This is a genomic window from Pseudomonas sp. Root329 (assembly GCF_001424925.1).
In the GTDB taxonomy this organism is placed as follows: domain Bacteria; phylum Pseudomonadota; class Gammaproteobacteria; order Pseudomonadales; family Pseudomonadaceae; genus Aquipseudomonas; species Aquipseudomonas arabinosi.
In genome coordinates this window covers 103,829-127,158 of the sequence record NZ_LMCV01000051.1, presented here as the reverse complement: position 1 = coordinate 127,158, position 23,330 = coordinate 103,829, and the positions used below count along the sequence as shown (strand labels likewise).

The window sequence follows — 23,330 nt, the reverse complement described above, 5'->3', positions numbered from 1 at the left end:
CACAGTTGATCTGCGGTGAACACTAAATCTGAGAGCCCCCAATCCCATGTGGGAGCGAGCCTGCTCGCGAAGGGGCCCGGTCAGGCAACGCAGCTTCAGGCTCAGTCTACGAACTGCAGGATCAACCAGCTATTCGCCCCGCTTATCACCACAAACAATCCCCACACGAGCACCCGCGTCGGCCACCGATTCACCAACGGCCCCATGAGCGTGTGGTCGTTGGTCATGCGAATCAGCGGATACAACGCAAACGGCAACTGCAGACTCAACACCACCTGACTCAACACCAGCAGCTTGCCGATCGCATTGTCGCCCATCAGCCAGACGCCAATGAACGCCGGGATCAGCGCCAGCCCGCGCGTGAGCAATCGTCGTTGCCAGCAAGGAATCCGCAAGTTCAGAAAGCCCTCCATGATCACCTGCCCGGCGATGGTCCCGGTGAAGGTCGAGCTCTGACCCGAAGCCAGCAACGCGACGCCGAACAACACACTGGCCAGCGCCCCGCCCACCAATGGGTCGAGCAGGTGATAAGCGTCCTGGATGTCGACCACGTCGGTATGCCCGGTCTTGTGGAACGCCGCCGCGGCGAGGATCAGGATGGCCGCGTTGACCAGCAACGCCAGGGCCAGAGAGCCGATGGTGTCGATGCGCGCCAGTTTCACCGCGTCCTGCTTGCTGGCCAGGTCCTTGCCAATCATCCGGGTCTGCACGATGGAGGTGTGCAGGTACAAGTTATGCGGCATCACCGTGGCCCCGAGAATACCAATGGCCAGGTACAGCGGCGCAGCATCACCGATGGCGGACAGTGACGGCGTGAACCCCCGGGCGACGTCCGGCCAGTAGGGTTTGATCAGCAGCAATTCAACGAAGAAACACACGCCGATGGTGCCCACCAGCACCAGCATGATCGCTTCGAGTCGGCGGAAGCCACGGTTTTGCAGAGCCAGCACCAGCAAGGTGTCGAACGCCGTGAGCGCGATGCCGAAAGTCAGCGAACAGCCCAGCAGCAAATGGAACGCCAGGGCGCAGCCGAGCACTTCGGCCAGGTCAGTGGCGATGATCGAGATTTCCGCCAACACCCACTGGGTCCGTGCGGTCCGCGTGCTGTAGCGCTCCCGGGACAACTGCGCCAGATCACGCCCGGTGGCAATGCCCAGGCGTGAACACAAACACTGCACCACCATCCCCGCCAGACTCGCCAGCAGCACCACGAACAACAGGCTGTAACCAAACCGCGAGCCGGCCTCGATGGCGGTCGCCCAGTTGCCCGGGTCCATGTAGCCGATGGACACCAGCAAGCCAGGACCGGCAAAACGCAGCATCCGGTTGAAGAACGAGGCGCGGGGATCGACGGCAACGCTGCCGGCCACTTCCGGCGGACAGAATGGCGCCGTGGCGGTTTTGGGCAAACTGAATTTCACGCAAACATTCCGAAACAAGTGGGAAGGGGCAGCTTAGACGTTCACTCATTCGGCTGTACATGCAAAACCCTGTAGGAGCTGCCGCATCGTGATCACCTGCGTCAGCATTGAAGCCCTGATATTTGTATACAAAATCACGACTTCTATAGAGCAATCACTCACCCGCAATGCTAACGTTGCCGCCTCACTCAGGTCGGAGGTGCGTGCGTGCTGCTACTCAAACTGCTGGTCATCCCAGGATTTCTCTTGCTGATTTCCCTGGCCGGTAAGCGCTGGGGACCGAGTGTCGCCGGTTGGCTGTCGGGGTTGCCGGTGGTGGTCGGGCCGATTCTGTTCTTTCTCGCCATCGAACAAGGCCAGGTGTTCGCCGCTCAATCGGCGACGGCAGCGCTGTCGGCGATGTTCGCGATGATTGCCTTTTGCGTGACCTACGCTCAGGTTGCACAACGCGCGAAGTGGCCGTGGGCGCTGGTGATTTCGCTATTGGTCTGGGCCTCGGCGGCCGTTGTGTTGTCGTTGATTGCGCCGTCCCTGGTGTTCTCGGTGATCGCCTCTGCGACCGCCCTGCTGGCGGCGCCGTATCTGTTCCCCTCGGTACAGCCGATCGTTTCAGGCCCGGCGCCGAAGTCCGACAAACTGCTGCTGCGCATGATTGCCGGCGCCCTGCTCACCCTCGCGGTCACGTTGTTGGCCAGCACCGTTGGCGAGCGCTGGAGCGGCCTGCTCGCGGTGTTCCCGGTGCTGGGCAGCGTAATGGCGGTGTTCTCCCAACAAACCCGCGGGCCGGCGTTTACCGCTGCGTTGTTGCGGGCCACCGCTACCGGGATGTATTCGTTCGCCGCGTTTTGTCTGGTGTTGGCGCTGGCCTTGCCAGGCATGGGTTTGAGCGCGTTCGCCCTCGGCGTCGCGGTGTCAGTGGGTATGCTTGGGGTGACCAAGCGTTTGTTGGCCAAGCCGGCGAGCCCGGTACCGGACGCTGGGCGTACGGCGATCAAACGCTAAGCGGCTCGATGTCATCGGGCCAGGATAATCGACAACAAGTTCGATAGTTTCGAACGAGTAAAGCAAGAAGCTCGCACGTCATTCGAACAGGTTTACTTCAACATCAGCCTCAGTTCAAAACCAACCACTGACTGAGGCCTACACCATGAAGTTCTTTTTCCACCCTTCGCCCAACCCGATGAAAGTCGCCCTGCTGCTTGAAGAACTGCAATCGCCCTACGAATTGATCGGCGTCGACACCTTCAAGGGTGAGCAACACCTGCCAGCCTTTTTGGCGATCAACCCGAACGCCAAGGTGCCGGCGCTGGTCGATGGCGACGCCACTGTATTCGACTCCCAGGCAATCCTGCTGCATCTGGCGCAAAAACATCAGCGCTTCCTGCCGACCTCCGTGGCCGGGCAAGCCGAGCTACTGTCCTGGCTGATGTTCATCGCGACAGGGCTGTCACCATTTTCCGGCCAGGCGGTGCATTTCCTGCACCACGCACCGGAAGACCTGCCTTACGCAAAAAACCGCTACCTCAAGGAAGTCGAACGCCATTACCGCGTGCTCGATCAGCGACTGGCCGACCATCAGTACCTGGCCGGCGACACCTACAGCATCGCCGACATGGCGCTCTGGGGTTGGGCCAATTACGCACCGTACATCCTCGGCGAGAACGGTCTGGCGGCGTACCCGAACGTCAAGCGCCTGTTCGATGAAATCAGCGCCCGTCCAGCCGCCCAGCGGGCCCAGGGGTTGAAAGAAAAACTGGTGCTGAAGGCGGAGTTCGACGAAGAAACCCGTCGCAATCTGTTCCCGCAGAACCAGGCGCAATAACCCGTTCACAGCATTCGAAGGTGATGAAATGAGTGATCAAGTCGCGTTTATCGTTTACCTGCCGGCCAAACCGGAACGTTTCGCCGAAATGAAAGAACGGCTGCTGGACGTGGTGCACCAGATGTCGGCCGAGCCGGACTTCGTCAACACCTGGGTCCACCAACTCCAGGACGATCCGAACACCCTGGTGCTCTACGAAATCTGGAACTGCAGCAAGGACGACTTCATCACGCGTCACCTGAGCAAGCCGTATCGACAGGCGTATGAACAGCGGCTCCCGCAGTTGCTGGCCAGCGAACGTCGCATTGAGTTTCTGGATGTGATCAAGAGCTATCCGGTGCGACGTGGGGTCTGAACGGACGCTTCCAGCGTGACCACGAGCAACAGAACTGCGTGGCCTGAGCGCAGAGAGCGCCGCGCGCCAGCATCTGCGGTTCTACGTCGGTGGCATTACTGCAAAAAAACAATAAGGCAGCGCGTCGCGGTTGCGACCTTTGAATGCTGCTAAACAGCGAGGGCGCAAGCGCCCTCACTACCCGCCTGGCGACTACCCAGGCTTGTGGTTGTCCAGTACGCGATTGACCGCTAACTCCCCCAACATGATGACCCGTTGCAGCACCAGCATCGTTTGCCGTCGTGGGCCGTCAGTCAAGTCGGTGAGATCGTTGACCATGGCGCTGGCTGATGCCAACGATTCGCAAGCCTCGACGAGCAACGTTTCGTCATCCACCGCTGCGTCGATGGTGAAAATGGTGCTGGGCTTGCGGGGCGGTATCTGCGTTTTCGTCGCCCCGGGGTTGAGGTAGAAGCTGAGTGCGCGGTCGGCCGCCTCTTTCATTTTCTTGGGGTCAAGATCAAGAAAGGCGTCGTAGGGTAACGGAACGGTATTCGGGGGGTTGGGCGTTACCTTGAACATAGTTAGAACTCCTTATGCCGTGAATAAAGAGCCAACCAACCTCGCTACCAAACGAAGGGTGGTGGCCATACGCAGGTTGGTAGACCGGGACATAAGGAAACCGGCGCACCCGAAGGTGCCCTGCGCATGACCACCATAATGCCGAGACGAAAAAAACGCCGCGAATGGTGATGCTGTGCACTCCTTACATCCGGGCTACCAAACCCGATCGCTGTTTTTCAGCGACGGAGAAACGATAAGGCCCAGTACCAAGGCGCACAAGCCGGCGGATTCTGGCGCACGCGTAGGTAACGACGCAAGGCGTTGTAGCCGTTAGGACGTAACAGCGGGTGTCCTTAAACGCATACGTTAAACGCGTGAAAGCTTTCCAAAAATCGAGGAAGCGTCCGACATTTTTCCGGGGGCGCGACCTTACCCGCTGGCCGCTTTAAATCCTGCCGGACTCGCGTGGCGACGTAGTGTTTTTGAAGAGGTTTTGGTAGGCGGATGCCGGATTGGTCACCGTCTGATGGGGACGACGCTGATCGCTACGGAGCTCCCTTTGAATGGAACCGTGCGGGGGTGAAAAAAGATGGTCACTGATGGACTCAGTGACCGGGAATAAGTTATCAAGGCTGCCAGCGGATTCTGTAGGCATTGGCGTTTGGTGTTATAGCCGCACGAGGTCGCACGGAGTGCACTGAATAGGTGTCCTACAGCGGGTGACTGCTTTGAAAAATATTGGGGAGGTCTTTGGCCGTCGGAAAGTGTGGCGTGGCCGCTTGAAACTTTCCACGAAGTTTCACCACGCTTAAGGCAGTGATCCACCGCTGAATACTCTGTGCGCTCATGCTATGAATGATCGCGTCGATACCATACGGGACAACTGTAAAAACTTCTAAATCCACCCCACAGATGTGCCTTCATGAAAACAGTGATTTCCTCCCTTGAGTCCACCGCTGAAAGTCTTTTAAAACTAACCGGTGCGGCACTCAAATTCAGCATCGGCTTAGGCAGTGCCTGCGTGATCATTTATGCATTACGGGTTGGTCATTTCCCTCAAGGCCTAACCCTTGGAGACGGGCTGCTGTTCCTCCTGGCGGCGAGTTGTTTTGGTGTTGTTTATGCCATGTTCGTCGGTTGCCTGGTTTCACTAGGCATTTGCTTCTCGATCCTGACACGACCGGTGTTCAATTTTGCCTACGAGTACATAAAGAAGAAAACTCGCTCGACTAAAAAAATGGCGTATGAACTGGCACCTTTCCATTGGGGGGCAATCCCTTTCGCGCTGTTGGCTTTGCTGCTGATTTGGGGATTCGGACGACACGACAATGTGGCTTTCTGGAATTTGCCATTGCTTTCGATAGCGCTCTACATCTTCTATTCCGTGGTAAAGGCGGCGGGTGCGCAGTACCGTAGCCATGAACGGTTGCTTAACACTGTGATTGCCACTCCAGAGAAGGATGCGCTTCAGAGATCGGGAGAGGCTGGAAAAGCAAAAACCGCTTATCTCGCGTGCATCAGCTTAATCATGCTGCTGCCATTACTGATGGGTGGTGTATCAGGCCAACTCATGGATGGCGCCATGCGCATGGCACAGGTCCGAATCGAGCACGCCACCGTTTACGTCAAAGCGCCTTATAACGCCCTGATGCCTGACGCTCTGGTAGCCAAAGAAGCCAAGGTGCCGGAAGGCTACAAGGCTTATGCCGGTGTGACAGTGCAATTCAAGGGCTTTGGTAATACGACCGTTATTGCTTTCGCGGACGGCGATCTTAAGCGCCAGTTGGATATCCCGAATGACCAGATCATTGTGGAGAAGAAGTCTGGTGAGTGATGCTGCAGGCTGACCCTGGAGTTTCTGGCAGGGGCCACTGGACACCTTTCACGCAAGTCCTTAGTTTATTAACGTCCGTCGTTGGCGTCTTGTCGCCGCATAAACTCAAAAAGCTAGGTAACCACAAGTATTATGAGCAACTGGTTCGAAGAATCACCGACACGAAGCGTCATCCTCCATACGATTCTGGTAGCAGGCACAGTCTGGGCCGTATTCACTTTTGTATTTGACGAAAACAAGGTGAGTGTCTTTCGAGCACAAGCGGAAAACGAGAAAGCGACGGCTGGTCAATACAAGGCCAAGACTGAAGTACTCGAAGTTGAAATTGCCCGCTTACGTGATGAAAACAAGAAGTACCAAGATTGGCTGACTGCAACTCCGAATTCCCTTCCATACTTCGAAACTAAAATGAAGGCCCTCACCGAGGAAAATACGAAGCTCCAACAAGAGCTTGCTACGTCGGGGTCAAAGCCATCCGAAAACGCAACCACCGCTCCTGAATTAACAAACTTACCATATGTCGGGACCAAGACGTTGTCGTTGGGTGAGGCATACGTTGATCCCAAAACGAATGCAACTATTGGCATTGGTAGGATTACATCGAATTTCACTGCGACCGGCAGCGTCACATTGCCAGGACAGAATCAAAAAGATTTCGAAAACATAAAATCGGGCGACAACTGGATATTTCCCTCCGGCAAAAAGCAGTATCAGCTTACGGTGCTGAAAGTCGACTGGTACTCCAATAAGTCGGAAGTCATGGTCAAAGAAATTGAGGACCTGAAGTAAAGTCTAGGCCTCGATTTCGGACGAGTATATGCGGGCAAACTCCGTTGCTGCAGGCTCCATATGCAAACGTTGGTGAATGATTGCGCAGGGCTGATAGCCGTCCTTCACGACTGGCGGCTATCGCCAAAGCGGACGTCAAATTTCTCAGAGCATCGGTGACGCCACTCTGTTATGCAGCCCTGACACAGGAACTAATAATTCATCAACTGCAGCCGTGATTCGTTGCACAACTGGCTCTAGCTCTTGTCCTAGCTCCCTTATGCCATCAGCTGTATCGCTCATCCCTAGCTGGCCTGCCATAAACTGTACACCTTCGAGGAATACCTGCTCTTTCAACTCTTCTGGCATTTTTGTGTTTTGCGCGCGCGCGCTCTCTACGTGATTTGCCAGCACTGACCGGCCATACTGGAGAGCTTGCTCATAGTCACGATTGTTCATTTCGATCATCGCTACCACCCCTTTTGCACGTATGTAGAAGTGAACGATATCTTTCGCTAGTTTTTGGGGTAAAAGAGCGAGTGCCTGCGGCGCAGAGTTGAAAATGGCGAAAGGTGACTCGCCAATTGGGAATATCACTAGGTAAGGCGTATCTGGTGTTTGTTGCGACAACTCACCGACATACTCATCTTTGAATATTTTCCAACCGGTGGCGATCTCCGTGCGTAGAAGCATGAGCGTTGTAACCATTTTCTCCTTGTCCGCAGCGGCTTCTTTTTTTAGGGCTAACTCATGGGCTTTGGTGGCACCACGCAGGGTGAAAGCACCACCAATGAGCGCACCCACGAGACCCGAAAGTAAAGTCACCAATGCGTCAGTGTTCAAATCCATAGTTTTCTATGCTCCAAATCTGTAATTTGAACTGTTCGGTCAGTGTCTTGCGAATCTGACCGCTATACCGTGCGTATTCATAAAGCGTCAACTATGAATCTTTCGGTCTAGATCTGCTTGCCGTTAATGGCGCTGGCCAAAAGAACGTGACCGTCCGTTAGACTGCGCTGGAATGCGCCGCAACCTCCATGGGATGATCGCCCCCCACCGCGAGACCGACCATCCCTGGAGTTTCTGAATGTCATTGTTGAGTAAAAAAGCCGTTGTCCTGTTGTTGACGGCGGTTGCCAGTCTGGGAGCGCTGAATGCGCAGGCCGCCAAAGCCACTGCCAGCAATACCGCGCCCGCACAGAAAGTCTCGATGCTCGGCGGCAAGTTCACGTTCAACCTGCCTAAAGGCTTCGTCGCCAACCCGTTGCCTGCCGGCGACGCGGCCACCGGCACCGCCGGGGCAACGGGTACCATGTACACCAATCAGGCGACTAAAACCGTCGTGATCGCCGCTGAAAATACCATTTCCGGCGGCCTCAACGTCAAAGACAACGACGGTCAATTCCTCGACTCCGCGGCGTCCGACTTCGCCACCGCACAAGCCACGGCGCTGCCGGACTTCACCAAACTCAGTGAAAAAAGCCTGACCCAGAAAGGCACCGGCCTGGGGCTGCGGCAGATCGACAGCACCGCCACCCAGGGCGGCGGCAAAACCCTCGACACCACAGTGATGGCCGCGTCCAACACGCGCATGGCGATCGTTCAGGTGATTTCCCGCCTCAGCGACAATGCTGGCCACGAGACGCTGGTCAAACAGATCGTCTCCGGCAAGTAACAATCAGCGATTGAGGCGCTGCAACCAGGCGCTCAAGTCCTGCATTTCGACAGCACTGATGCTGTGACCGACACCAGGGTAGGCATGAAATTCAGGCTTGAGTGACAGGCTCTGCAACAGGCTGTCGGCGTCCGTGCCGTCGATGTACGGAAGGCGTTTATCCGCCGTGCCATGACCGATGAAAATCGCCAGCTTCTGGCGCTTTTCATCCGGTTTCAGTTCGGACCTGAGCACCGGCAGAATCCGCCCGCTCAACGCCGCAATCCCGCCCACCGCCTCGGGGTGACGCAGGGCCACCTCGTACGACATGATTGCGCCCTGGCTGAAACCCACCAGGAACACCTTGTTCGGTTCGGTGTGATATTTCTTCGCCGCCTGTGCGACGAAATCCTGCAGCACCTGGCCGCTGGTCTTCAGATCATCGGTCTCGCCGTCGTAGGCAGCGTTGCCCTTCTGGCGAAACCACTTGTAACTGTCCTCCTCCATCACCATCGGTGCGCGTACCGACAGGTAGTTGTATGACGCGGGCAGTTCATCCTTGATGTCGAACAGGTCCTGCTCGTTACTGCCGTAACCGTGGAGGAAAATCACCAGGGGCTGATTGCGCGACTCGGGGTTGGCCTGCTCCAGGTACTTGAGCGGCAGATCGGTTTGCAGCGGGGTTTGAGCGTGGACGGCGGCGGACGCCAGGAGTGTCAGCAGAGCGAAAAACTTCAACATAAACCTTCCTTCACAAGTGCAGGATTCGGGGCAGAGCCTAACACTGTGAAGCTGCCCGGGCATATTCGGTGCTGCTGATGCCGCCTTCGCGAGCAAGCCCGCTCCCACAGGAGTACGCGGTCAACTGTGGGAGCGGGCTTGCTCGCGAAGGCGGCCTCGAAAACGACTAAGAACCTCAGTCGTTGATGAGTTTTCCGACCCGAATCGGCTCGCGCCCCGCAACCTTCGCCTGCCAGGTGCCCGGCTGTGTATAGCGCCCGCGATCAATCGCAAACAACACGCCACTGGTCCCGGCGCAAACCGTGGTAACTCGATCATTCAGCGGGTCGACCACTTCGAACAGCGCATCACCCTTCTCCACCCACTCCCCCGAATCGCGCAGGAAACTGACGACCCCGTGATGCGGCGCAAACAGGTATTGGGTGCCTTCGAACGGCATGCCTTCGCAGCATTCGCTCGGTGCCGCAGGCCAGGTGCCTTTGATGAAACCCTGCTCGGCGAGGAAGCCGAGAATCGCCTCGCAATTGGCCTGAGCCTGATCGACTCGCGTATCACCCATGCTACCCAGCTCCAGCGTCGTCGCCAGGTTGGCCGGCGGGATCGCGGCCTCAGGGAAAGCCCTGGCCAGGCGCAACCACGGCGTTGAACACGACTCATCGAATGAGCTGCCGCCGGAGTCTTCACAGAGCAACGCCACCCCAGCCTTCAAACGCGCCGCCAGGGATTGCCACTGCGGCCAGTGTTGCGGCAAGGCATACAGATGAATCGCCGCGTCGAAATCACAATGCAGGTCGAGGGTGATGTCGGCCTCACAGGCGTGGCGCAGCAGCAAGCGGTGCATGGCTTCAAGCTGCGAGGCCGGTGCCGGCAAGCCGTCGAGTACCTGGCCCATGGTCTGGCGAATCAGCGCAATGTTGGCAGCCGCATCATTGCCCAACCGATCACCGATCAACTCGGCCACCGGTGCGCTGAGTTCGACGAAGGAGCGGTTGAAGTTCTTGCCGCTGCCCAGCTCGAAGCGGCCCATGTGGCTGCCTTGCAGGTGTTGATCGAGGCCGATGGGATTGGCCACCGGGACCAGTTCGATCACGCCCTGCAACTGACCCTGGGTTTCAAGTTCTGCAAGACGCTTCTTCAGTTCCCACGCCGTGCGCATGCCCGGCAGTTCATCAGCGTGCAGGCTGGCCTGGATGTAGACCTTGCGAGTGCCCGCGCCATAACGAAACACGCTGAGGGTGCGTTCGGTGCCCAGGTGACCCCAGGGCAGTGAATGATCGATGCGTTGCATGGGGTGCTCCTGTGTTCGCGTGCTGCGCAGAATAAATCATCAAGGCATAAAAAAAGTGGCAACCGCGTCAACGGTTGCCACTTTTTTGAACGGCGTGATTACTGGCCGTAAACGTCAAAGTCGAAGTACTTGTCTTGCACTTGCTTGTACTTGCCGTTGGCGCGGATTTCGGTGATGGCGGTGTTGAATTTCTCTGCCAGGGCGGTATCGCCTTTGCGCACAGCAATACCGGCGCCGCCGCCGAAGTACTTGGCGTCTTCGTAGGTCGGGCCTACGAAAGCGAAGCCTTTACCGGCGTCGGTTTTCAGGAAACCGTCGTCCAGGTTGACCGAGTCGGCCAGCATCGCGTCGAGACGACCGGCGACCATGTCCAGGTTGGCTTCTTGCTGAGAACCGTAGCGAACCAGATTGATACCGGCTGGCACCAGTACTTCAGTGGCGAAGCGGTCGTGGGTACTGGCGCGCAACACACCGACTTTCTTGCCTTTGAGTTCGGTCAGCGGGTCTTTGATGTCGGTGCCTTCCTTCATCACGAAGCGCGCCGGGGTGTGGTAGTACTTGATGGTGAAGTCGACGTTCTTTTTGCGATCGTCGGTGATGGTCATGGACGACAGGATCGCGTCGATTTTCTTGACCTTCAGGGCCGGGATCAGGCCGTCGAACTCTTGCTCGACCCAGGTGCACTTCACTTTCATCTGCTCGCACAGCGCGTCGCCGATGTCCACGTCGAAGCCGGTGAGTTTGCCATCAGGGGTTTTCATCGAGAATGGCGGGTAACCGGCTTCGATACCGAGGCGGATCGGCTTGGCGTCTTCGGCCACAGCTGTCAGGGACAACATCGACAGTGCCAGGGCACCGAACATCACTAGCTTCTTCATTTATAACTCCTGTGTGCGGAGGCTTTTATTGGCAGCTTTCGGTAGCTGCTTCCGATTGGAGAGCACCGAAGTGGCCGGCAGTCTAGAGCGGCTCAAGGAGGGCAAATTGTGTTTAAGCGACAAATAGTTATAGAAAAGTAGCCGGCAGATTCAAGTCCCTTGAAGCGTGCGCCAAGCCAGTGCAAAGACTGTAGGACAAGCCCTTTTTTCAGACAAAACCTACAAGCAAAAACTACAAGAGAGCCCTTATGCCCACGTTGAGGCGCACCGGTGTTTGCGATTTGTCTGGGGACGCAGTTGCTGGCGCTGAGTCTGGGCTGGAATGTGCGGCGGATAGATCGTACGGAAACCGGATGGACGTTGCAGGCGACACTGGAAGGGTGGTGCGCATCCATTTAGACGCAAGATCAACAGATCGCAGCCTCGTTTCACTCGACAGCTCCTACAGGGGATTGCGTAGATCCTTTCGACTACATCAACATTCGCAACCGATCACGGTGCTGGCAGGCCGTTGCACCGCAATGCTCAACTCAAACCCTTCATCCAGCCACCCGGTCACCCCGCCGATCATTTCCTTGACCGGGTAACCCAGCGCCGCCAGTTTCACAGCAGCCTTGTTGGCGCCGTTGCAGTGGGGCCCGGCGCAATACACCACGAACACGCTGGTTTTCGGGTAGGCCGCCAGACCTTCAGCGCTCAGCAGTCGCCCCGGAATATTGATCGCTCCCGGCACATGCCCACGCTCGAACGCGAGCGGGCCGCGCACGTCCACCAGGACAAAATCCACCTCGCCGGCCTGTTGACTGCCGTGGACGTCGGAACAGTCGGTTTCGAAGGTCAGACGGTTGCTGAAATGCATCAGGGCGATGGCCGATGGGGCGGCGGGAATCTCGCGGACCAGGCTGGTCATGGGTTGTACTCCAAAGTCTGTGTGGGTGTGAGAAGACTTTATCCGCCCGATGCTTGCGGCTACAGTGGCGCACAAGACACTCACCGGGAACTTTCCGCCAAATGCAGCCCACCCCTGGATTGGTCGCGATTCTGGCCTACGACGGCCTCTGTACGTTCGAATTCGGCATCGCCGTGGAGATCTTCGGCCTGGCGCGGCCGGAGTTCGACTTCCCTTGGTACGAACACCGGATTGCCGCCGTCGATCAAGGCCCAATGCGCGCCATGGGCGGCATTCAGGTGCTGGCCGATGGCGGCATGGAGCTGCTCGAGGACGCCCGGACCATCATCATTCCCGGCTGGCGTGATCGCAGCGCCCCGGTGCCGGAGGCATTGATCGCGGCCCTGCGCCAGGCCCATGCGCGGGGTGCGCGGCTGCTGTCGATCTGCTCGGGCGTGTTCGTGCTGGCGGCCACCGGTTTGCTCGACGGTCGCGGCGCCACCACGCACTGGCGCTACACCGCTGAATTGGCCGAGCGTTTTCCGAACATTCTGGTGGACCCGGACGTGCTCTATGTCGATTCAGGTCAACTGATTACCTCGGCCGGCAGCGCTGCCGGTATCGATGCCTGTCTGCACTTGGTGGCGCGGGACTTCGGGACGCAGGTGGCCAACTCGGTGGCGCGGAGGCTGGTGATGTCGCCGCAACGCACCGGCGGTCAGGCACAGTTCATTCCGACACCGGTCAGTCCTACGCCGCGTAGCGATTTGTCCCGCGTCATGCAGTGGGCGCGCGAGCGTTTGCATGAACCGCTGGAGGTTCGCGAGCTGGCGAGTGAGGCGGCCATGAGCGAACGGACGTTTCTGCGCCGCTTCACTGAAGCCACCGGCATGCCGCCCAAGGCGTGGTTGCAGCATGAGCGCCTGGGCCGGGCCCGGGAGTTGCTTGAGAGCACGAGCCAGAACACCGACCAGATTGCCCAGCGCTGTGGGTATCGCTCGGTGGAGAGTTTCCGGGTGGCGTTTCGCAGCGTGGTCGGCGTGCCGCCGTCGGTGTATCGGGAGCGGTTTGGACGGGAGTCAAAGGCGATTTTTTGAGGTGTTCTTTAGGGCCCCTTCGCGAGCAAGCCCGCTCCCACAGTAGACCGCGTCCGTCAATACAACTCGGTCAACTGTGGGAGCGGGCTTGCTCGCGAAGGCGTCAGCCCAGACACCGCTGCACTCAAGGCTTGCGCAGCAAATACGTATCCATAATCCACCCGTTGGCCAACCGAGCCGCCTTACGCACCCGCTCGATCTCATCCGCCACATCCTTGAGCTTGCCGCTTATCAGGATTTCATCCGCCGTCCCCAGGTAGGCCCCCCAGTAAATCTCAGTCTCCTGGTCCGCCACCCGATGGTAGGAATCTTCTGCATCCAGCATCACCACCAGGCTGTCGGCATCGCTCACCTGCCCCGCCGCCAGCCGTCGCCCCGTGGTGATTTCAATCGAGCGGCCAATGCGGTTCAGCGGCACCTTATGCTGCGCCGCCAGCGCCTGGACACTGGTGATGCCGGGGATCACCTCGAACTCGAAGACGCACCGGCCTGAGGCCAGAATCGCCTGCAAGATCCGGATCGTGCTGTCGTACAACGCCGGATCGCCCCACACCAGAAAACCGGCGCACTGGTCGTCAGCCATTTCCTCGCTGATCAACCGTTCGAAGGTCTGCTGCTTGGCCAGGTTCAGGTCTTCCACACTGGCCTTGTAGTCCACATCACCGCGTTCGCGCTCCGGGCTGTGGGCTTCGACGAAACGGTAGTCGCGATCGGTGATGTAGCGCTCGCAGATCTCGCGGCGCAGGTCGATCAGTTTGTCTTTGCTCTGGCCCTTGTCCATGAGGAAAAACACGTCGACGAGGTTCAGCGCCTTCACGGCTTGCATCGTGATGTAGTCGGGGTTGCCGGCGCCAATGCCGATGACCAGAAGTTTTTTCATCAACGTGTTTCCTCAGGGTCCGTGCCCAGCAAGCGTAGGCGCCAGCGGCCGTTGAACCGCAACTCGATGGCCGACAGCGGTTCAACATCGATCAGGTTGAACGCTGCGCCTTGCAGCACCTGCGTCAGCGCGGCGCGAATGACAAACGGATGGGTGATGGCAACGATGTGTCCCGGTGTGGCCTCCAGCGTTTTCAGCCAAGCGGCCACCCGCTCACCAAGTTGCACCACCGACTCGCCACCATGGGGCGCCGAATTCGGGTCATCGAGCCAGATTTGTAGCGCTTGGGCTGAGGATTTTTGCAGATCGTCGATCCGCGCGCCTTTCCAGCTCCCGAAATCGCACTCCCTCAATGCCTCGACAATCTCCACGTCACTGCCGAACAGCTCGGCGGTTTGCCGGGTTCGCAGCTCAGGTCCACACATCAGTCGCGGCGTCCCTTTGAACTGAGCACGACGCGATCCCATTGCCGATTTCCAATCCATCTCTATGGGTTCATTCGTAGGAAAACACGCCAATTTTTGTGCGACGGTTCGAGCGTGGCACATCAGGGTCAAACGGGTCGCCTGCACGAAGGATCACTCTGTCGATGGAAATTGAAACGGCGTCACGCCGAAAATAATTGCCCAATTGTGCCGCAAGAAGCGCGATCCAGGGCGTTTCGTTTGAGCCAGCCAACTCAGGTTCGACATCACCCACACCTGAAAAAATCGGCGATATCCGACACCACTATGGGCAATGGCCTACAAGCTCAGTCGACTTCCGTGTAGCCCAAGCCCCACGGGCTTTTCGCCCTGTTTTGGGGCTTTAAAAAACCATGAAAAAATTCACTAGACATGTTGAGTCCACTACATAAATACTGTTTTAGCAATTTATGAAATGAAACCGACATATCCATCCAGCAGGAGCCCGGATGCCTTCTCTCAGAGACCTGATCACCGATCCCGGCCTGGAACTTACGCCGGCGGAACGCAAAGTCATCCGTGCCTTGCTGGACCAGTACCCGCGTAACGGACTGGGCCCGATGTCACGTTTGGCCGAACATGCCGGTGTCAGCGATCCCACCATCGTGCGACTGGTCAAGAAACTGGGTTTCAGCGGATATGCCGATTTCCAGGATGCCCTGCTCAGCGACATGGACCACCGCCTCCGTTCCCCCAGCACCCTGTTGCAACCTCGTGCTCATCTTCAGAAAGGCGACGCCTGGAGCCAATATCTGGCGCACAGCCATCGAGCGCTGGTGGACACCCATGCGCTGACCCAACCCGAAGATGTGCGGATTCTGGTGGAATGGCTGCTCGACACCCGCCATCAGGTGCATTGCTTCGGTGGGCGCTTCAGCAGTTTCCTCGCCAGTTATTTACTCAATCACCTGCGCTTGCTGCGTCCGGGCTGTTTCGCGCTGGAAGACAATGCACAACTGCCCGACCGGTTGTTCGACGTGCAGCGTCAGGACGTGGTGCTGGTGTTCGACTATCGCCGCTACCAGTCACAAGCCCTGCGCGTGGCCAATGCGGCAAAAAGTCGATATGCACGCGTGGTGTTGTTCACCGACATCTATGCTTCACCGTTGCGGGAAATGGCCGACCTGATTATCAGTGCGCCGGTGGAATCGGTGTCGGCCTTCGACTCCCTGGTTCCGGCGCTGGCCCAGGTCGAGGCGCTGATTGCCTGCCTGTCCCTGCGCAGTCCGGATCTGGCCGATCGCCTGGAAGGCATCGACGCCCTGCGGACCGACTTCGACACCCACCTGCTGGAGGAAAAATAAGGATGTTCACGCTCCCCCACCACTCGCCTCGGGATTTGCCATTTGTCACCGATCACACCGCCCTGTTGCTGGTGGACATGCAACGCGCCTGGCTTGAGCCGCAGTTCGACCCACACCTCAACGGGCCGGACGCCGAGTACTTCCTGACCCGCACCCACATGCAGGTGGTGCCCAATCAACGCCGGTTGCTCAGCGCCTTTCGCAGCGCCCGGCAAAACGTGCTGCACACGATTATCGAAAGCCTCACCGCCGATGGCCGCGACCGCTCGCTGGACCACAAACTCTCGGACATGCACTTGCCCAAAGGCAGCCAGCAAGCACGGATCATCGACGACCTGACCCCGACAGAAAACGAAATCGTGCTGCCCAAGACCTCGTCCGGGGTCTTCAACTCCACCAACATCGACTACGTGCTGCGCAACCTCGGGACGCGGCACTTGATCATCGCTGGCATCGTCACCGACCAGTGCGTGGACATGGCCGTGCGTGACGCCGCCGACCGCGGTTATCTGGTAACGCTGGTGGAAGATGCCTGCGCGACTTACACACCCGCGCGGCATCAGGCCTGCCTGAATGCAATCAAGGGTTACTGCTGGATCACCGACACCCAGACTGTGCTCGGCCGGTTGCAGGAGATGCAGCCATGAGCGAGCGCCTGTTGCCACTGCCCCTGACCACCCTCGTCACCACTGACCTGATCGGTGTGACACGCGGACGCTCCTTTCCCACGGACGAACTCGAGCACTATCAAAAGACGGGGTGTGGCTGGGTGCCGGCCAACAGCGCGCTGACCCCGCAAGACATCATCGCCTACGCCAACCCGTGGGGTGCTTATGGCGATTTGCGGCTGATGCCTGATCTGCTCACCCGAGTGACGGTCAGTAACGGCCCGGATGCCAACGCGCCGGCGCTGGACTTTATTCACAGCGACATTCGCGAAACCGATGGCCGCCCGTGGGGTGCCTGCCCGCGTACGGTGTTGCGCAACGAGGTAGAGCGTTATCGCGCCGAGTTGGGCTTGCAGGTCAATGCGGCGTTCGAGCATGAATTCAACTTGAACACCGGCGACGCTGAACACTTGGCGTTTTCTCTGCAAGCCCAGCGTCAGGGCGCCGAGTTTGGCGGTTGGCTGCTCAGCGCCCTGCGTGCCGGTGGCGTCGAGCCGGAAATGTTCCTGCCCGAGTACGGCAAGCATCAATACGAAATCACCTGTCGCCCGACCCTGGGGGTGGCCGCTGCCGACCGCGCGGTGAACGTGCGTGAAATCACCCGCGAGATCGCCCGGCAAATGGGCCTGGCGTTGAGCTTCGCGCCCAAGACCTCGGAGCATGCGGTGTGCAATGGCGTGCACCTGCACGTCAGCCTGCTGGACCTGGTCGGCCAACCGGTGATGTACGACGCCGGCACCACCAATGGCTTGTCGACTCTCGGCCAGCACTGGGCCGCCGGCATCTTGCATCACCTGCCGGCGCTCTGTGCGTTTACCGCGCCGACACCAGTGTCCTACGAACGTTTGCAGCCCCATCACTGGAGCGCGTCCTACGCGTGCCTCGGGCAACGCAACCGCGAAGCGGCGCTGCGAATCTGTCCGACAATAAGCCTGGGCGGCAAATCGGTGGCGTCGCAATACAACCTGGAATTTCGCGCCATGGACGCCACGTCCTCACCGCACCTGGCCATGGCCGCGGTGCTGATTGCCGGTCGGCTGGGCATCGAGCAACGCCTGGCCTTGAACGCAATCACCGATGAAGTCCCCGACGCCCTGAACGAAGAGCAACGCGAGGCGCGCGGCATCGTCGCCCTGCCCGCGTCCCTTGCCCAGGCCCTGGACTGCCTGCGCAACAGCGAGGCATTGATTGAAGCCCTGCCGAGCGCGTTGCTGGACACCTACTTCGCCCTTAAAACCGAGGAACTGACGCTGACGGAACAGCTGTCGTCCGCCGAACGCTGTGAACACTATGCGCGCCTGTACTGAATCTGCTGAGCTCGGTCTTTACACCGGGCCCGCGTACACCCTGAGTCGGGAAGACTCCGATCACCCGCTGATTCTGGTGTGCGAACACGCCAGCCGTTTTATTCCGGCCGGGTTAAATGACCTGGGCCTGAGTCACGAGGCGGCCCGCGAGCACATCGCTTGGGACATTGGCGCCCTGGCGCTGGCCGAGGGCTTGTCCCGAGCATTGGGCGCAACCCTGTTGGCGGCCAATTATTCGCGGCTGTTGGTCGACCTCAACCGACCGCGCCAAGCGCCGGACAGCATTCCGGCGCAGAGCGAGATTTATCAGGTACCGGGCAACCGGGACCTGGACGAAGCCACCCGCGAGTACCGTCGGCAATCCCTGTTCGAGCCATTTCACTCGCGTCTGACAGACTTGATCGACGAACGTATCGCTCAAGGACGACCGGTGCGGGTGGTGGGGATTCACAGTTTCACGCCGGTCTATCACGGCCAGCCCCGCGTGCTTGAAGTTGGCGTGTTGTATAGAGAGGCCAAGGAGTATGCCCAGCGATTGATCGATGGCTTGAGCCAGCATCCGTTGAAAGTTGCCGGTAATGAGCCGTACAAAATCAACCCGCTGGGCGACATGACCGTGCCGGTCCACGGCGATGCACGCGGCCTGGAATCAGTGTTGATCGAGGTGCGCAACGACCTGCTGCGCACGCCTGAAGACATTAGTCGCTTTACCGAATACCTGGCGCCGCTGTTGTAAAGCAATCGCTTCAAACTCGCAGCTTGCAGCTGCTTTCATCCCAAGGAAAAGGGCTTCATGGAAATAGAAGAATTCGGCTACAAGCAAGAGTTGAAACGCAGCCTGTCGCTGACCGACCTGGTGGTGTACGGGATGATCTTCATGATCCCCATCGCACCGTTTGGCGTGTATGGCTACGTCAACGCCGAGGCCCCGGGGCTGGTACCGCTGGCCTACATCATCGGCATGGTGGCGATGCTCTTCACAGCCCTGAGTTACGGCAGCATGGCTCGGGCCTTTCCGATTGCCGGTTCGGTTTATTCCTACGCGCAACGGGGCCTGAACCAGCACGTAGGGTTTATCGCCGGTTGGCTGATGCTCCTCGATTACCTGCTGATTCCGCCGCTGCTGTATGTGTACGCGGCCATGGCCCTGAATCATTTGTACCCGGACATTCCGAAGGTCGGTTTCATCCTGGCCTTCCTGGTCAGCGCGACCTTCGTCAATTTGCGGGGCATCACCTTCACCGCGCGAATGAACATCATCTTCCTGCTGGCGCAACTGGTGGTGCTGGGGATCTTCCTGTTCTACGCCTGGACCGCGCTGCACAGTGGCGGCGGTAACGGTCAGCTGACCCTGGCGCCGTTGTACAACCCCGAGACGTTCAACTTCGCCCTGCTGATGCAAGCGGTGTCGATTGCGGTGCTGTCGTTCCTCGGTTTCGATGCGATTTCCACCCTCGCCGAAGAGATCAAGGGTGACCCGGGCCGCAGCGTCGGCAAGGCCGCGCTGATCACGCTGGTGGTCATGGGCGTGATCTTCGTCGTGCAGACCTGGATTGCGACAGATCTGGCGGCCGGCATGGGTTTCAAATCGGCTGACACGGCGTTTTATGAAATCGCTGAACTCGCGGCCGGCAGCTGGCTGGCCACCCTGACCGCCGTGGCTACTGCCCTGGCCTGGGGTGTGGCGGTGGCAATCACCTCTCAAGCAGCGGTGTCTCGCCTGCTGTTCGGCATGGCCCGGGACGGCAAGCTGCCAAAGGTACTGGCCAAAGTTCATCCCAAACACAACACGCCGTATGTGAGCATCTACCTGGTGGCCGTGCTGTCGCTGGTGATCTGCTACCTGTTCATCAACTCGGTGGACACCCTCACCTCGCTGGTGAACTTCGGCGCACTGAGCGGTTTCATGTTGCTGCACCTGACGGTCATCAACTACTACTGGCGGCGGCAGAAATCCGGCCAGGTGATCCGTCACCTGATCTGCCCGGTGATCGGCTTCATCATCGTCGCGGCGATCATGTACAACATGGGCGTCGATGCACAGAAACTCGGCCTGATCTGGATTGCCCTGGGCCTGGTCTACCTGTTTGTACTCAACAAACTGGGCACCCGTGCGGTACTGCCCGACCCAAGCAACGGCTGACAAGAAAAAGAGCGGCGTCTGACAAAAACTCAGGCGACCGCCGATTGAACGCGTGGAAACCGACAGTGATAGTCAGGTTCGGTGCCAACCGCCGAACCCTTTGATACAGGAGTGCATCCATGCTGGTCTTACGCCCAGTCGAGTTAACCGACCTGCCCCAGTTACAGCAACTGGCGCGCGAAAGCCTGATAGGCGTCACGTCCTTGCCGGACGACACCGAATGCCTGCGCGAGAAGATTCTCGACTCCTGCGCCTCATTCGAAAAAGACGTTGAGGGTCATGGTCCGGAGAACTACTTCTTCGTGCTGGAAGATCTGACCCGAGAGCGTTTGGTGGGCTGCTCGGAGATTCTTGCCACCGCCGGTTTCAGCGAGCCGTTCTACAGCCTGCGCAACCGGCACTTCACCAGCGCCTCGCGGGAGCTGAACATCGAGCACGGCGTGCCCGCATTGTCGTTGTGCCACGACCTCAGCGGCCATACCTTGCTGCGGGGTTTTCATATTGACGCAGCGCTGGTGCGAACACGCTTCTCTGAACTGCTGTCCCGGGCGCGGCTATTGTTCATCGCCGCCCACTCGCAGCGCTTTTCCGAAGCCGTCATCACCGAGATCGTCGGCTTCAGCAGCGATGAAGGGCACTCGCCGTTCTGGGATGCGGTGGGCAAGCATTTCTTCGACCTGCCCTACGCCGAGGCCGAGCGACTTTGCGGCCTGGAAAGCCGAACCTTCCTCGCCGAACTGATGCCGCAATACCCGATCTACGTGCCGATGCTGCCCAAGGCGGCGCAGGACTGCATCGGCCGCATTCACCCCGATGGCCAGGAGGCCTTCGATATCCTCGAGCGCGAAGGCTTCGAAACCAACAGCTACATCGACCTGTTCGACGGCGGTCCGACGTTGTATGCGCGCACTCCCAGCATCCGCTCCATCGCCCGGAGCCAGACCGGCACGGCGCAACCGGGCTCGCCGATCGATGCCCGTGGCAGCTATCTGGTGAGCAATGATTCGCTGAAGGACTATCGCGCCATCGTCGCCGATCTGGATTACCAGGCCGGGCAACCTGTGGTGTTGAGCGCCGAGATGTGCGCCGCCCTGAACGTGACCGAAGGCAGCCCGATCCGGCTGATCGCCCTGTGAGCATCACCCGGCCCCGCGCCCAACGACAGCGCCCGAGCAGGCGTGCAGAAGGAGTTGCATCATGATTGTCCGCCCGGTTCGCGTCACCGACCTGCCCGCCTTGCAGAACCTGGTGCACCAGGCTGGCCCTGGCTTCACCACCCTGCCGGCCAACGAGGAACGCCTGACCCACCGGGTGCGCTGGGCCCAACGAACCTTCGCCGAACAGGTCGAACGCGCTGATGCCGATTACCTCTTCGTACTCGAAGACGACGATCAGCAACTGGTGGGCGTCAGTGCCCTGGTGGGCGCCGTGGGCCTGCGCGAGCCCTGGTACAACTACCGGGTCGGTCTCACAGTCAGTTCGTCACCGGACCTGGGTATCCGGCGGCAGATTCCGACGTTGTTCCTGAACAATGAAATGACCGGCCAATCGGAGATTTGCTCGCTGTTTCTGCGACCCGATCAACGCCACGGCAGTAACGGTCGATTGCTGTCATTGGGGCGTTTGTTGTTTGTTGCCGAGTTTCCGCACTTGTTCGGCGACAAACTCATCGCCGAACTGCGTGGCAGCGCCGACGAACAAGGCTGTTCACCGTTCTGGGACAGCCTGGGCCGGCACTTCTTCAAGATGGATTTCAGCCACGCCGATCACTTGTCGGGCCTGGGCAGCAAGTCGTTCATCGCTGAACTGATGCCACGCCAACCGCTCTACACCTGCCTGCTCACCGAACAGGCCCAGGCCGTGATCGGCAAGGCGCACCCGAACACGGAACCGGCGCTGAAAATCCTTACCGCCGAAGGCTTTGCCCATAAGGGTTACATCGACATCTTCGACGCCGGCCCGGTGATCGAAGCCCCGGTCTCGAATATCCGCACCGTGCGTGACAGCCAACCGCTGCTGCTGGCCATCGGCACGCCCGACGAGCAGGCCCCGGTGTGGCTGATCCACAACCGTCGCCTGGAAAACTGCCGTATCACCGCCGCCCAGGCCAGGCAAGTGGGCAACAACCTGATCGTCGACCGCCTCACCGCCAAACGCCTGCAACTGCAACCCGGCGACTCGGTACGCGCCGTGCCGCTACTCAATCAACAACAGCAGGCTGTTGCGGCGTGACCGACGGCGGTCCATCCGCCTCTGCAAATTCGTCATCATCCTTCCCCCGCTCGCGTGATAGCCTTTTGTTCCTTCGGCGTTGACACTTTTGCTCAAGCCCTTCCATTCCCATTGCAGTGGTGGAACTCATATGTCCAGGCTTTCTCATCAAGATTTACGCCGTAACTTTCGCGAGCTGTTCGCTTCCAAAACCTGCTACCACACGGCGTCGGTCTTCGACCCGATGTCGGCCCGCATTGCCGCTGACCTGGGTTTTGAAGTGGGGATCCTGGGCGGTTCAGTCGCATCGTTGCAGGTACTGGGTGCGCCTGACTTCGCCCTGATCACCCTCAGCGAGTTTGCCGAGCAGGCCACTCGCATTGGCCGTGTTGCCCAACTGCCGGTCATCGCCGACGCCGACCACGGCTACGGCAACGCGCTCAACGTCATGCGCACCATCGTCGAACTCGAACGCGCCGGCGTGGCCGCCCTGACCATCGAAGATACGCTGCTGCCCGCCCAGTTCGGCCGCAAGTCCACCGACCTGATCGGGGTGGCGGAAGGCGTCGGCAAGATTCGTGCGGCGCTGGAAGCCCGGGTCGACTCTGAGATGGCGATCATCGCCCGCACCAACGCCGGGATTCTGCCGGTGCAGGAAGTCATCAGCCGTACCTGTCATTACCAGCAGGCCGGTGCGGACGGGATTTGCATGGTGGGCGTGCGGGACTTCGACCACCTCGAACAAATCGCCGAGCACCTGAGCGTACCGCTGATGCTGGTCACCTACGGCAACCCGTTGCTGCGCGACGATAAACGCCTGGCCGAACTGGGCGTGCGGGTCACCATCGATGGTCACGGCGCCTACTTTGCCGCGATCAAGGCTACGTATGACAGCCTGCGGGAACAACGGCAGATCTTTACCCAGGCGTCGGACCTAAGCGCTACCGAATTGACCCACACCTATACGCAGCCTGAGGAATACATCCGTTGGGCGGAAGAGTTTATGAGCGTCAAGGAGTAGCGGTTTAGCAGATGTCGAAGTAGTGACTGCAATGGCCCCTTC

General features: G+C 59.1%; 24 protein-coding genes and 1 pseudogene. 16 read left to right on the top strand and 9 right to left on the bottom strand.

Features of this window, described 5'->3' with window-relative positions; all coding sequences use genetic code 11:
* Window positions 1–101 precede the first annotated feature (101 nt).
* Window positions 102–1,421 (bottom strand): Nramp family divalent metal transporter, encoded by a 1,320-nt coding sequence (locus ASC74_RS30455; protein ID WP_056746689.1) that lies wholly within the window; start codon window positions 1,419–1,421, stop codon window positions 102–104.
* Window positions 1,422–1,628: 207 nt separating this feature from the next.
* Between ASC74_RS30455 and ASC74_RS30450 the strand changes: the two genes are divergently transcribed.
* From ASC74_RS30450 to ASC74_RS30440, 3 genes are all read left to right on the top strand, one after another.
* A complete protein-coding gene (locus ASC74_RS30450; RefSeq protein ID WP_056746688.1) occupies window positions 1,629–2,423 on the top strand; it encodes a hypothetical protein in 795 nt (264 codons plus the stop codon).
* 145 nt (window positions 2,424–2,568) lie between these two features.
* Window positions 2,569–3,243, top strand: a complete 675-nt coding sequence (locus ASC74_RS30445; RefSeq protein ID WP_056746687.1) for a glutathione S-transferase family protein — start codon at window positions 2,569–2,571, stop codon at window positions 3,241–3,243.
* Window positions 3,244–3,271: 28 nt separating this feature from the next.
* Entirely contained in the window at window positions 3,272–3,598 is a 327-nt protein-coding gene (locus tag ASC74_RS30440) for a putative quinol monooxygenase (protein ID WP_056746685.1), read from the top strand.
* A gap of 192 nt (window positions 3,599–3,790) precedes the next feature.
* Here the strand turns inward: ASC74_RS30440 and ASC74_RS30435 are convergent, their stop codons facing one another.
* Entirely contained in the window at window positions 3,791–4,159 is a 369-nt protein-coding gene (locus tag ASC74_RS30435) for a DUF6124 family protein (protein ID WP_056746684.1), read from the bottom strand.
* Window positions 4,160–5,063: 904 nt separating this feature from the next.
* Here ASC74_RS30435 and ASC74_RS30430 point away from each other — a divergent pair.
* Complete coding sequence (locus ASC74_RS30430; RefSeq protein ID WP_056746682.1) at window positions 5,064–5,975, top strand: hypothetical protein; 912 nt, start codon at window positions 5,064–5,066, stop codon at window positions 5,973–5,975.
* A 132-nt stretch (window positions 5,976–6,107) separates the two neighbouring features.
* Window positions 6,108–6,764, top strand: coding sequence for a hypothetical protein (locus ASC74_RS30425; RefSeq protein WP_056746680.1), 657 nt, complete (start codon window positions 6,108–6,110; stop codon window positions 6,762–6,764).
* Between the two features lie 144 nt (window positions 6,765–6,908).
* On the opposite strand, the gene ASC74_RS30420 is transcribed toward ASC74_RS30425, so the two are convergent.
* The gene (locus ASC74_RS30420) at window positions 6,909–7,592 is read right to left on the bottom strand and encodes a hypothetical protein (RefSeq protein WP_056746678.1); all 684 of its coding nucleotides are present in this window, start codon (window positions 7,590–7,592) and stop codon (window positions 6,909–6,911) included.
* Between the two features lie 238 nt (window positions 7,593–7,830).
* On the opposite strand from ASC74_RS30420, the gene ASC74_RS30415 reads away from it, so the two are divergent.
* On the top strand, window positions 7,831–8,418 hold the full coding sequence (locus tag ASC74_RS30415) for a hypothetical protein (RefSeq protein WP_056746676.1): 588 nt from the start codon (window positions 7,831–7,833) through the stop codon (window positions 8,416–8,418).
* Between the two features lie 3 nt (window positions 8,419–8,421).
* Here ASC74_RS30415 and ASC74_RS30410 read toward each other — a convergent pair whose 3' ends face one another.
* From ASC74_RS30410 to ASC74_RS30400, 3 genes are all read right to left on the bottom strand, one after another.
* Window positions 8,422–9,138, bottom strand: coding sequence for an alpha/beta hydrolase (locus ASC74_RS30410; protein WP_056746673.1), 717 nt, complete (start codon window positions 9,136–9,138; stop codon window positions 8,422–8,424).
* A gap of 175 nt (window positions 9,139–9,313) precedes the next feature.
* Entirely contained in the window at window positions 9,314–10,426 is a 1,113-nt protein-coding gene (locus ASC74_RS30405) for a succinylglutamate desuccinylase/aspartoacylase family protein (RefSeq protein ID WP_056746671.1), read from the bottom strand.
* 98 nt (window positions 10,427–10,524) lie between these two features.
* On the bottom strand, window positions 10,525–11,304 hold the full coding sequence (locus ASC74_RS30400; protein WP_056746669.1) for an ABC transporter substrate-binding protein: 780 nt from the start codon (window positions 11,302–11,304) through the stop codon (window positions 10,525–10,527).
* A 261-nt stretch (window positions 11,305–11,565) separates the two neighbouring features.
* Here ASC74_RS30400 and ASC74_RS31750 point away from each other — a divergent pair.
* Window positions 11,566–11,685: pseudogene (locus ASC74_RS31750) on the top strand (glutamine amidotransferase-related protein); the annotation flags it as partial.
* A gap of 94 nt (window positions 11,686–11,779) precedes the next feature.
* Here ASC74_RS31750 and ASC74_RS30395 read toward each other — a convergent pair.
* Window positions 11,780–12,214, bottom strand: a complete 435-nt coding sequence (locus ASC74_RS30395) for a rhodanese-like domain-containing protein (RefSeq protein WP_056746667.1) — start codon at window positions 12,212–12,214, stop codon at window positions 11,780–11,782.
* Between the two features lie 101 nt (window positions 12,215–12,315).
* Here ASC74_RS30395 and ftrA point away from each other — a divergent pair, with 101 nt between their 5' ends.
* Window positions 12,316–13,290: a transcriptional regulator FtrA gene (ftrA, locus tag ASC74_RS30390; protein ID WP_056746665.1), complete on the top strand. Its 975-nt coding sequence runs from the start codon at window positions 12,316–12,318 to the stop codon at window positions 13,288–13,290.
* Window positions 13,291–13,414: 124 nt separating this feature from the next.
* Here ftrA and cobF read toward each other — a convergent pair whose 3' ends face one another.
* Both cobF and ASC74_RS30380 read right to left on the bottom strand, forming a co-directional pair.
* Complete coding sequence (gene cobF, locus ASC74_RS30385; RefSeq protein ID WP_056746664.1) at window positions 13,415–14,170, bottom strand: precorrin-6A synthase (deacetylating); 756 nt, start codon at window positions 14,168–14,170, stop codon at window positions 13,415–13,417.
* A complete protein-coding gene (locus ASC74_RS30380) occupies window positions 14,170–14,742 on the bottom strand; it encodes a histidine phosphatase family protein (protein WP_056746662.1) in 573 nt (190 codons plus the stop codon). Before ASC74_RS30380 ends, cobF begins: the two co-directional genes overlap by 1 nt.
* A gap of 341 nt (window positions 14,743–15,083) precedes the next feature.
* On the opposite strand from ASC74_RS30380, the gene ASC74_RS30375 reads away from it, so the two are divergent.
* The 8 genes from ASC74_RS30375 to ASC74_RS30340 all read left to right on the top strand — a co-directional run bounded on the left by ASC74_RS30375 (window position 15,084) and on the right by ASC74_RS30340 (window position 23,288).
* On the top strand, window positions 15,084–15,938 hold the full coding sequence (locus ASC74_RS30375; protein WP_056746661.1) for a MurR/RpiR family transcriptional regulator: 855 nt from the start codon (window positions 15,084–15,086) through the stop codon (window positions 15,936–15,938).
* A 2-nt stretch (window positions 15,939–15,940) separates the two neighbouring features.
* Window positions 15,941–16,585: an isochorismatase family cysteine hydrolase gene (locus tag ASC74_RS30370; RefSeq protein WP_056746659.1), complete on the top strand. Its 645-nt coding sequence runs from the start codon at window positions 15,941–15,943 to the stop codon at window positions 16,583–16,585.
* Window positions 16,582–17,913, top strand: a complete 1,332-nt coding sequence (locus ASC74_RS30365; protein ID WP_056746658.1) for a glutamine synthetase family protein — start codon at window positions 16,582–16,584, stop codon at window positions 17,911–17,913. Before ASC74_RS30370 ends, ASC74_RS30365 begins: the two co-directional genes overlap by 4 nt.
* Window positions 17,897–18,649, top strand: a complete 753-nt coding sequence (locus ASC74_RS30360) for an N-formylglutamate amidohydrolase (RefSeq protein ID WP_056746656.1) — start codon at window positions 17,897–17,899, stop codon at window positions 18,647–18,649. Before ASC74_RS30365 ends, ASC74_RS30360 begins: the two co-directional genes overlap by 17 nt.
* A 57-nt stretch (window positions 18,650–18,706) precedes the next feature.
* A complete protein-coding gene (locus ASC74_RS30355; RefSeq protein ID WP_056746654.1) occupies window positions 18,707–20,056 on the top strand; it encodes an APC family permease in 1,350 nt (449 codons plus the stop codon).
* Window positions 20,057–20,175: 119 nt separating this feature from the next.
* A complete protein-coding gene (locus tag ASC74_RS30350) occupies window positions 20,176–21,192 on the top strand; it encodes an arginine N-succinyltransferase (RefSeq protein WP_056746649.1) in 1,017 nt (338 codons plus the stop codon).
* Window positions 21,193–21,253: 61 nt separating this feature from the next.
* Window positions 21,254–22,288 carry an arginine N-succinyltransferase gene (astA, locus tag ASC74_RS30345; protein ID WP_056746648.1) on the top strand — a complete coding sequence of 345 codons (1,035 nt, stop codon included), beginning with the start codon at window positions 21,254–21,256 and terminating at the stop codon, window positions 22,286–22,288.
* Window positions 22,289–22,418: 130 nt separating this feature from the next.
* On the top strand, window positions 22,419–23,288 hold the full coding sequence (locus ASC74_RS30340; RefSeq protein WP_056746645.1) for an isocitrate lyase/PEP mutase family protein: 870 nt from the start codon (window positions 22,419–22,421) through the stop codon (window positions 23,286–23,288).
* Window positions 23,289–23,330 lie beyond the last annotated feature (42 nt).

What these genes read in the sequence shown, in the direction of transcription:
- ASC74_RS30445 (WP_056746687.1), top strand. Translation starts at nt 2,569, where the DNA reads ATGAAGTTCTTTTTCCACCCTTCGCCCAACCCGATGAAAGTCGCCCTG.
- ASC74_RS30440 (WP_056746685.1), top strand. Translation starts at nt 3,272, where the DNA reads ATGAGTGATCAAGTCGCGTTTATCGTTTACCTGCCGGCCAAACCGGAA.
- ASC74_RS30435 (WP_056746684.1), bottom strand. Translation starts at nt 4,159, where the DNA reads ATGTTCAAGGTAACGCCCAACCCCCCGAATACCGTTCCGTTACCCTAC.
- ASC74_RS30430 (WP_056746682.1), top strand. Translation starts at nt 5,064, where the DNA reads ATGAAAACAGTGATTTCCTCCCTTGAGTCCACCGCTGAAAGTCTTTTA.
- ASC74_RS30425 (WP_056746680.1), top strand. Translation starts at nt 6,108, where the DNA reads ATGAGCAACTGGTTCGAAGAATCACCGACACGAAGCGTCATCCTCCAT.
- ASC74_RS30420 (WP_056746678.1), bottom strand. Translation starts at nt 7,592, where the DNA reads ATGGATTTGAACACTGACGCATTGGTGACTTTACTTTCGGGTCTCGTG.
- ASC74_RS30415 (WP_056746676.1), top strand. Translation starts at nt 7,831, where the DNA reads ATGTCATTGTTGAGTAAAAAAGCCGTTGTCCTGTTGTTGACGGCGGTT.
- ASC74_RS30410 (WP_056746673.1), bottom strand. Translation starts at nt 9,138, where the DNA reads ATGTTGAAGTTTTTCGCTCTGCTGACACTCCTGGCGTCCGCCGCCGTC.
- ASC74_RS30405 (WP_056746671.1), bottom strand. Translation starts at nt 10,426, where the DNA reads ATGCAACGCATCGATCATTCACTGCCCTGGGGTCACCTGGGCACCGAA.
- ASC74_RS30400 (WP_056746669.1), bottom strand. Translation starts at nt 11,304, where the DNA reads ATGAAGAAGCTAGTGATGTTCGGTGCCCTGGCACTGTCGATGTTGTCC.
- ASC74_RS30395 (WP_056746667.1), bottom strand. Translation starts at nt 12,214, where the DNA reads ATGACCAGCCTGGTCCGCGAGATTCCCGCCGCCCCATCGGCCATCGCC.
- ftrA (WP_056746665.1), top strand. Translation starts at nt 12,316, where the DNA reads ATGCAGCCCACCCCTGGATTGGTCGCGATTCTGGCCTACGACGGCCTC.
- cobF (WP_056746664.1), bottom strand. Translation starts at nt 14,170, where the DNA reads ATGAAAAAACTTCTGGTCATCGGCATTGGCGCCGGCAACCCCGACTAC.
- ASC74_RS30375 (WP_056746661.1), top strand. Translation starts at nt 15,084, where the DNA reads ATGCCTTCTCTCAGAGACCTGATCACCGATCCCGGCCTGGAACTTACG.
- ASC74_RS30370 (WP_056746659.1), top strand. Translation starts at nt 15,941, where the DNA reads ATGTTCACGCTCCCCCACCACTCGCCTCGGGATTTGCCATTTGTCACC.
- ASC74_RS30365 (WP_056746658.1), top strand. Translation starts at nt 16,582, where the DNA reads ATGAGCGAGCGCCTGTTGCCACTGCCCCTGACCACCCTCGTCACCACT.
- ASC74_RS30360 (WP_056746656.1), top strand. Translation starts at nt 17,897, where the DNA reads ATGCGCGCCTGTACTGAATCTGCTGAGCTCGGTCTTTACACCGGGCCC.
- ASC74_RS30355 (WP_056746654.1), top strand. Translation starts at nt 18,707, where the DNA reads ATGGAAATAGAAGAATTCGGCTACAAGCAAGAGTTGAAACGCAGCCTG.
- ASC74_RS30350 (WP_056746649.1), top strand. Translation starts at nt 20,176, where the DNA reads ATGCTGGTCTTACGCCCAGTCGAGTTAACCGACCTGCCCCAGTTACAG.
- astA (WP_056746648.1), top strand. Translation starts at nt 21,254, where the DNA reads ATGATTGTCCGCCCGGTTCGCGTCACCGACCTGCCCGCCTTGCAGAAC.
- ASC74_RS30340 (WP_056746645.1), top strand. Translation starts at nt 22,419, where the DNA reads ATGTCCAGGCTTTCTCATCAAGATTTACGCCGTAACTTTCGCGAGCTG.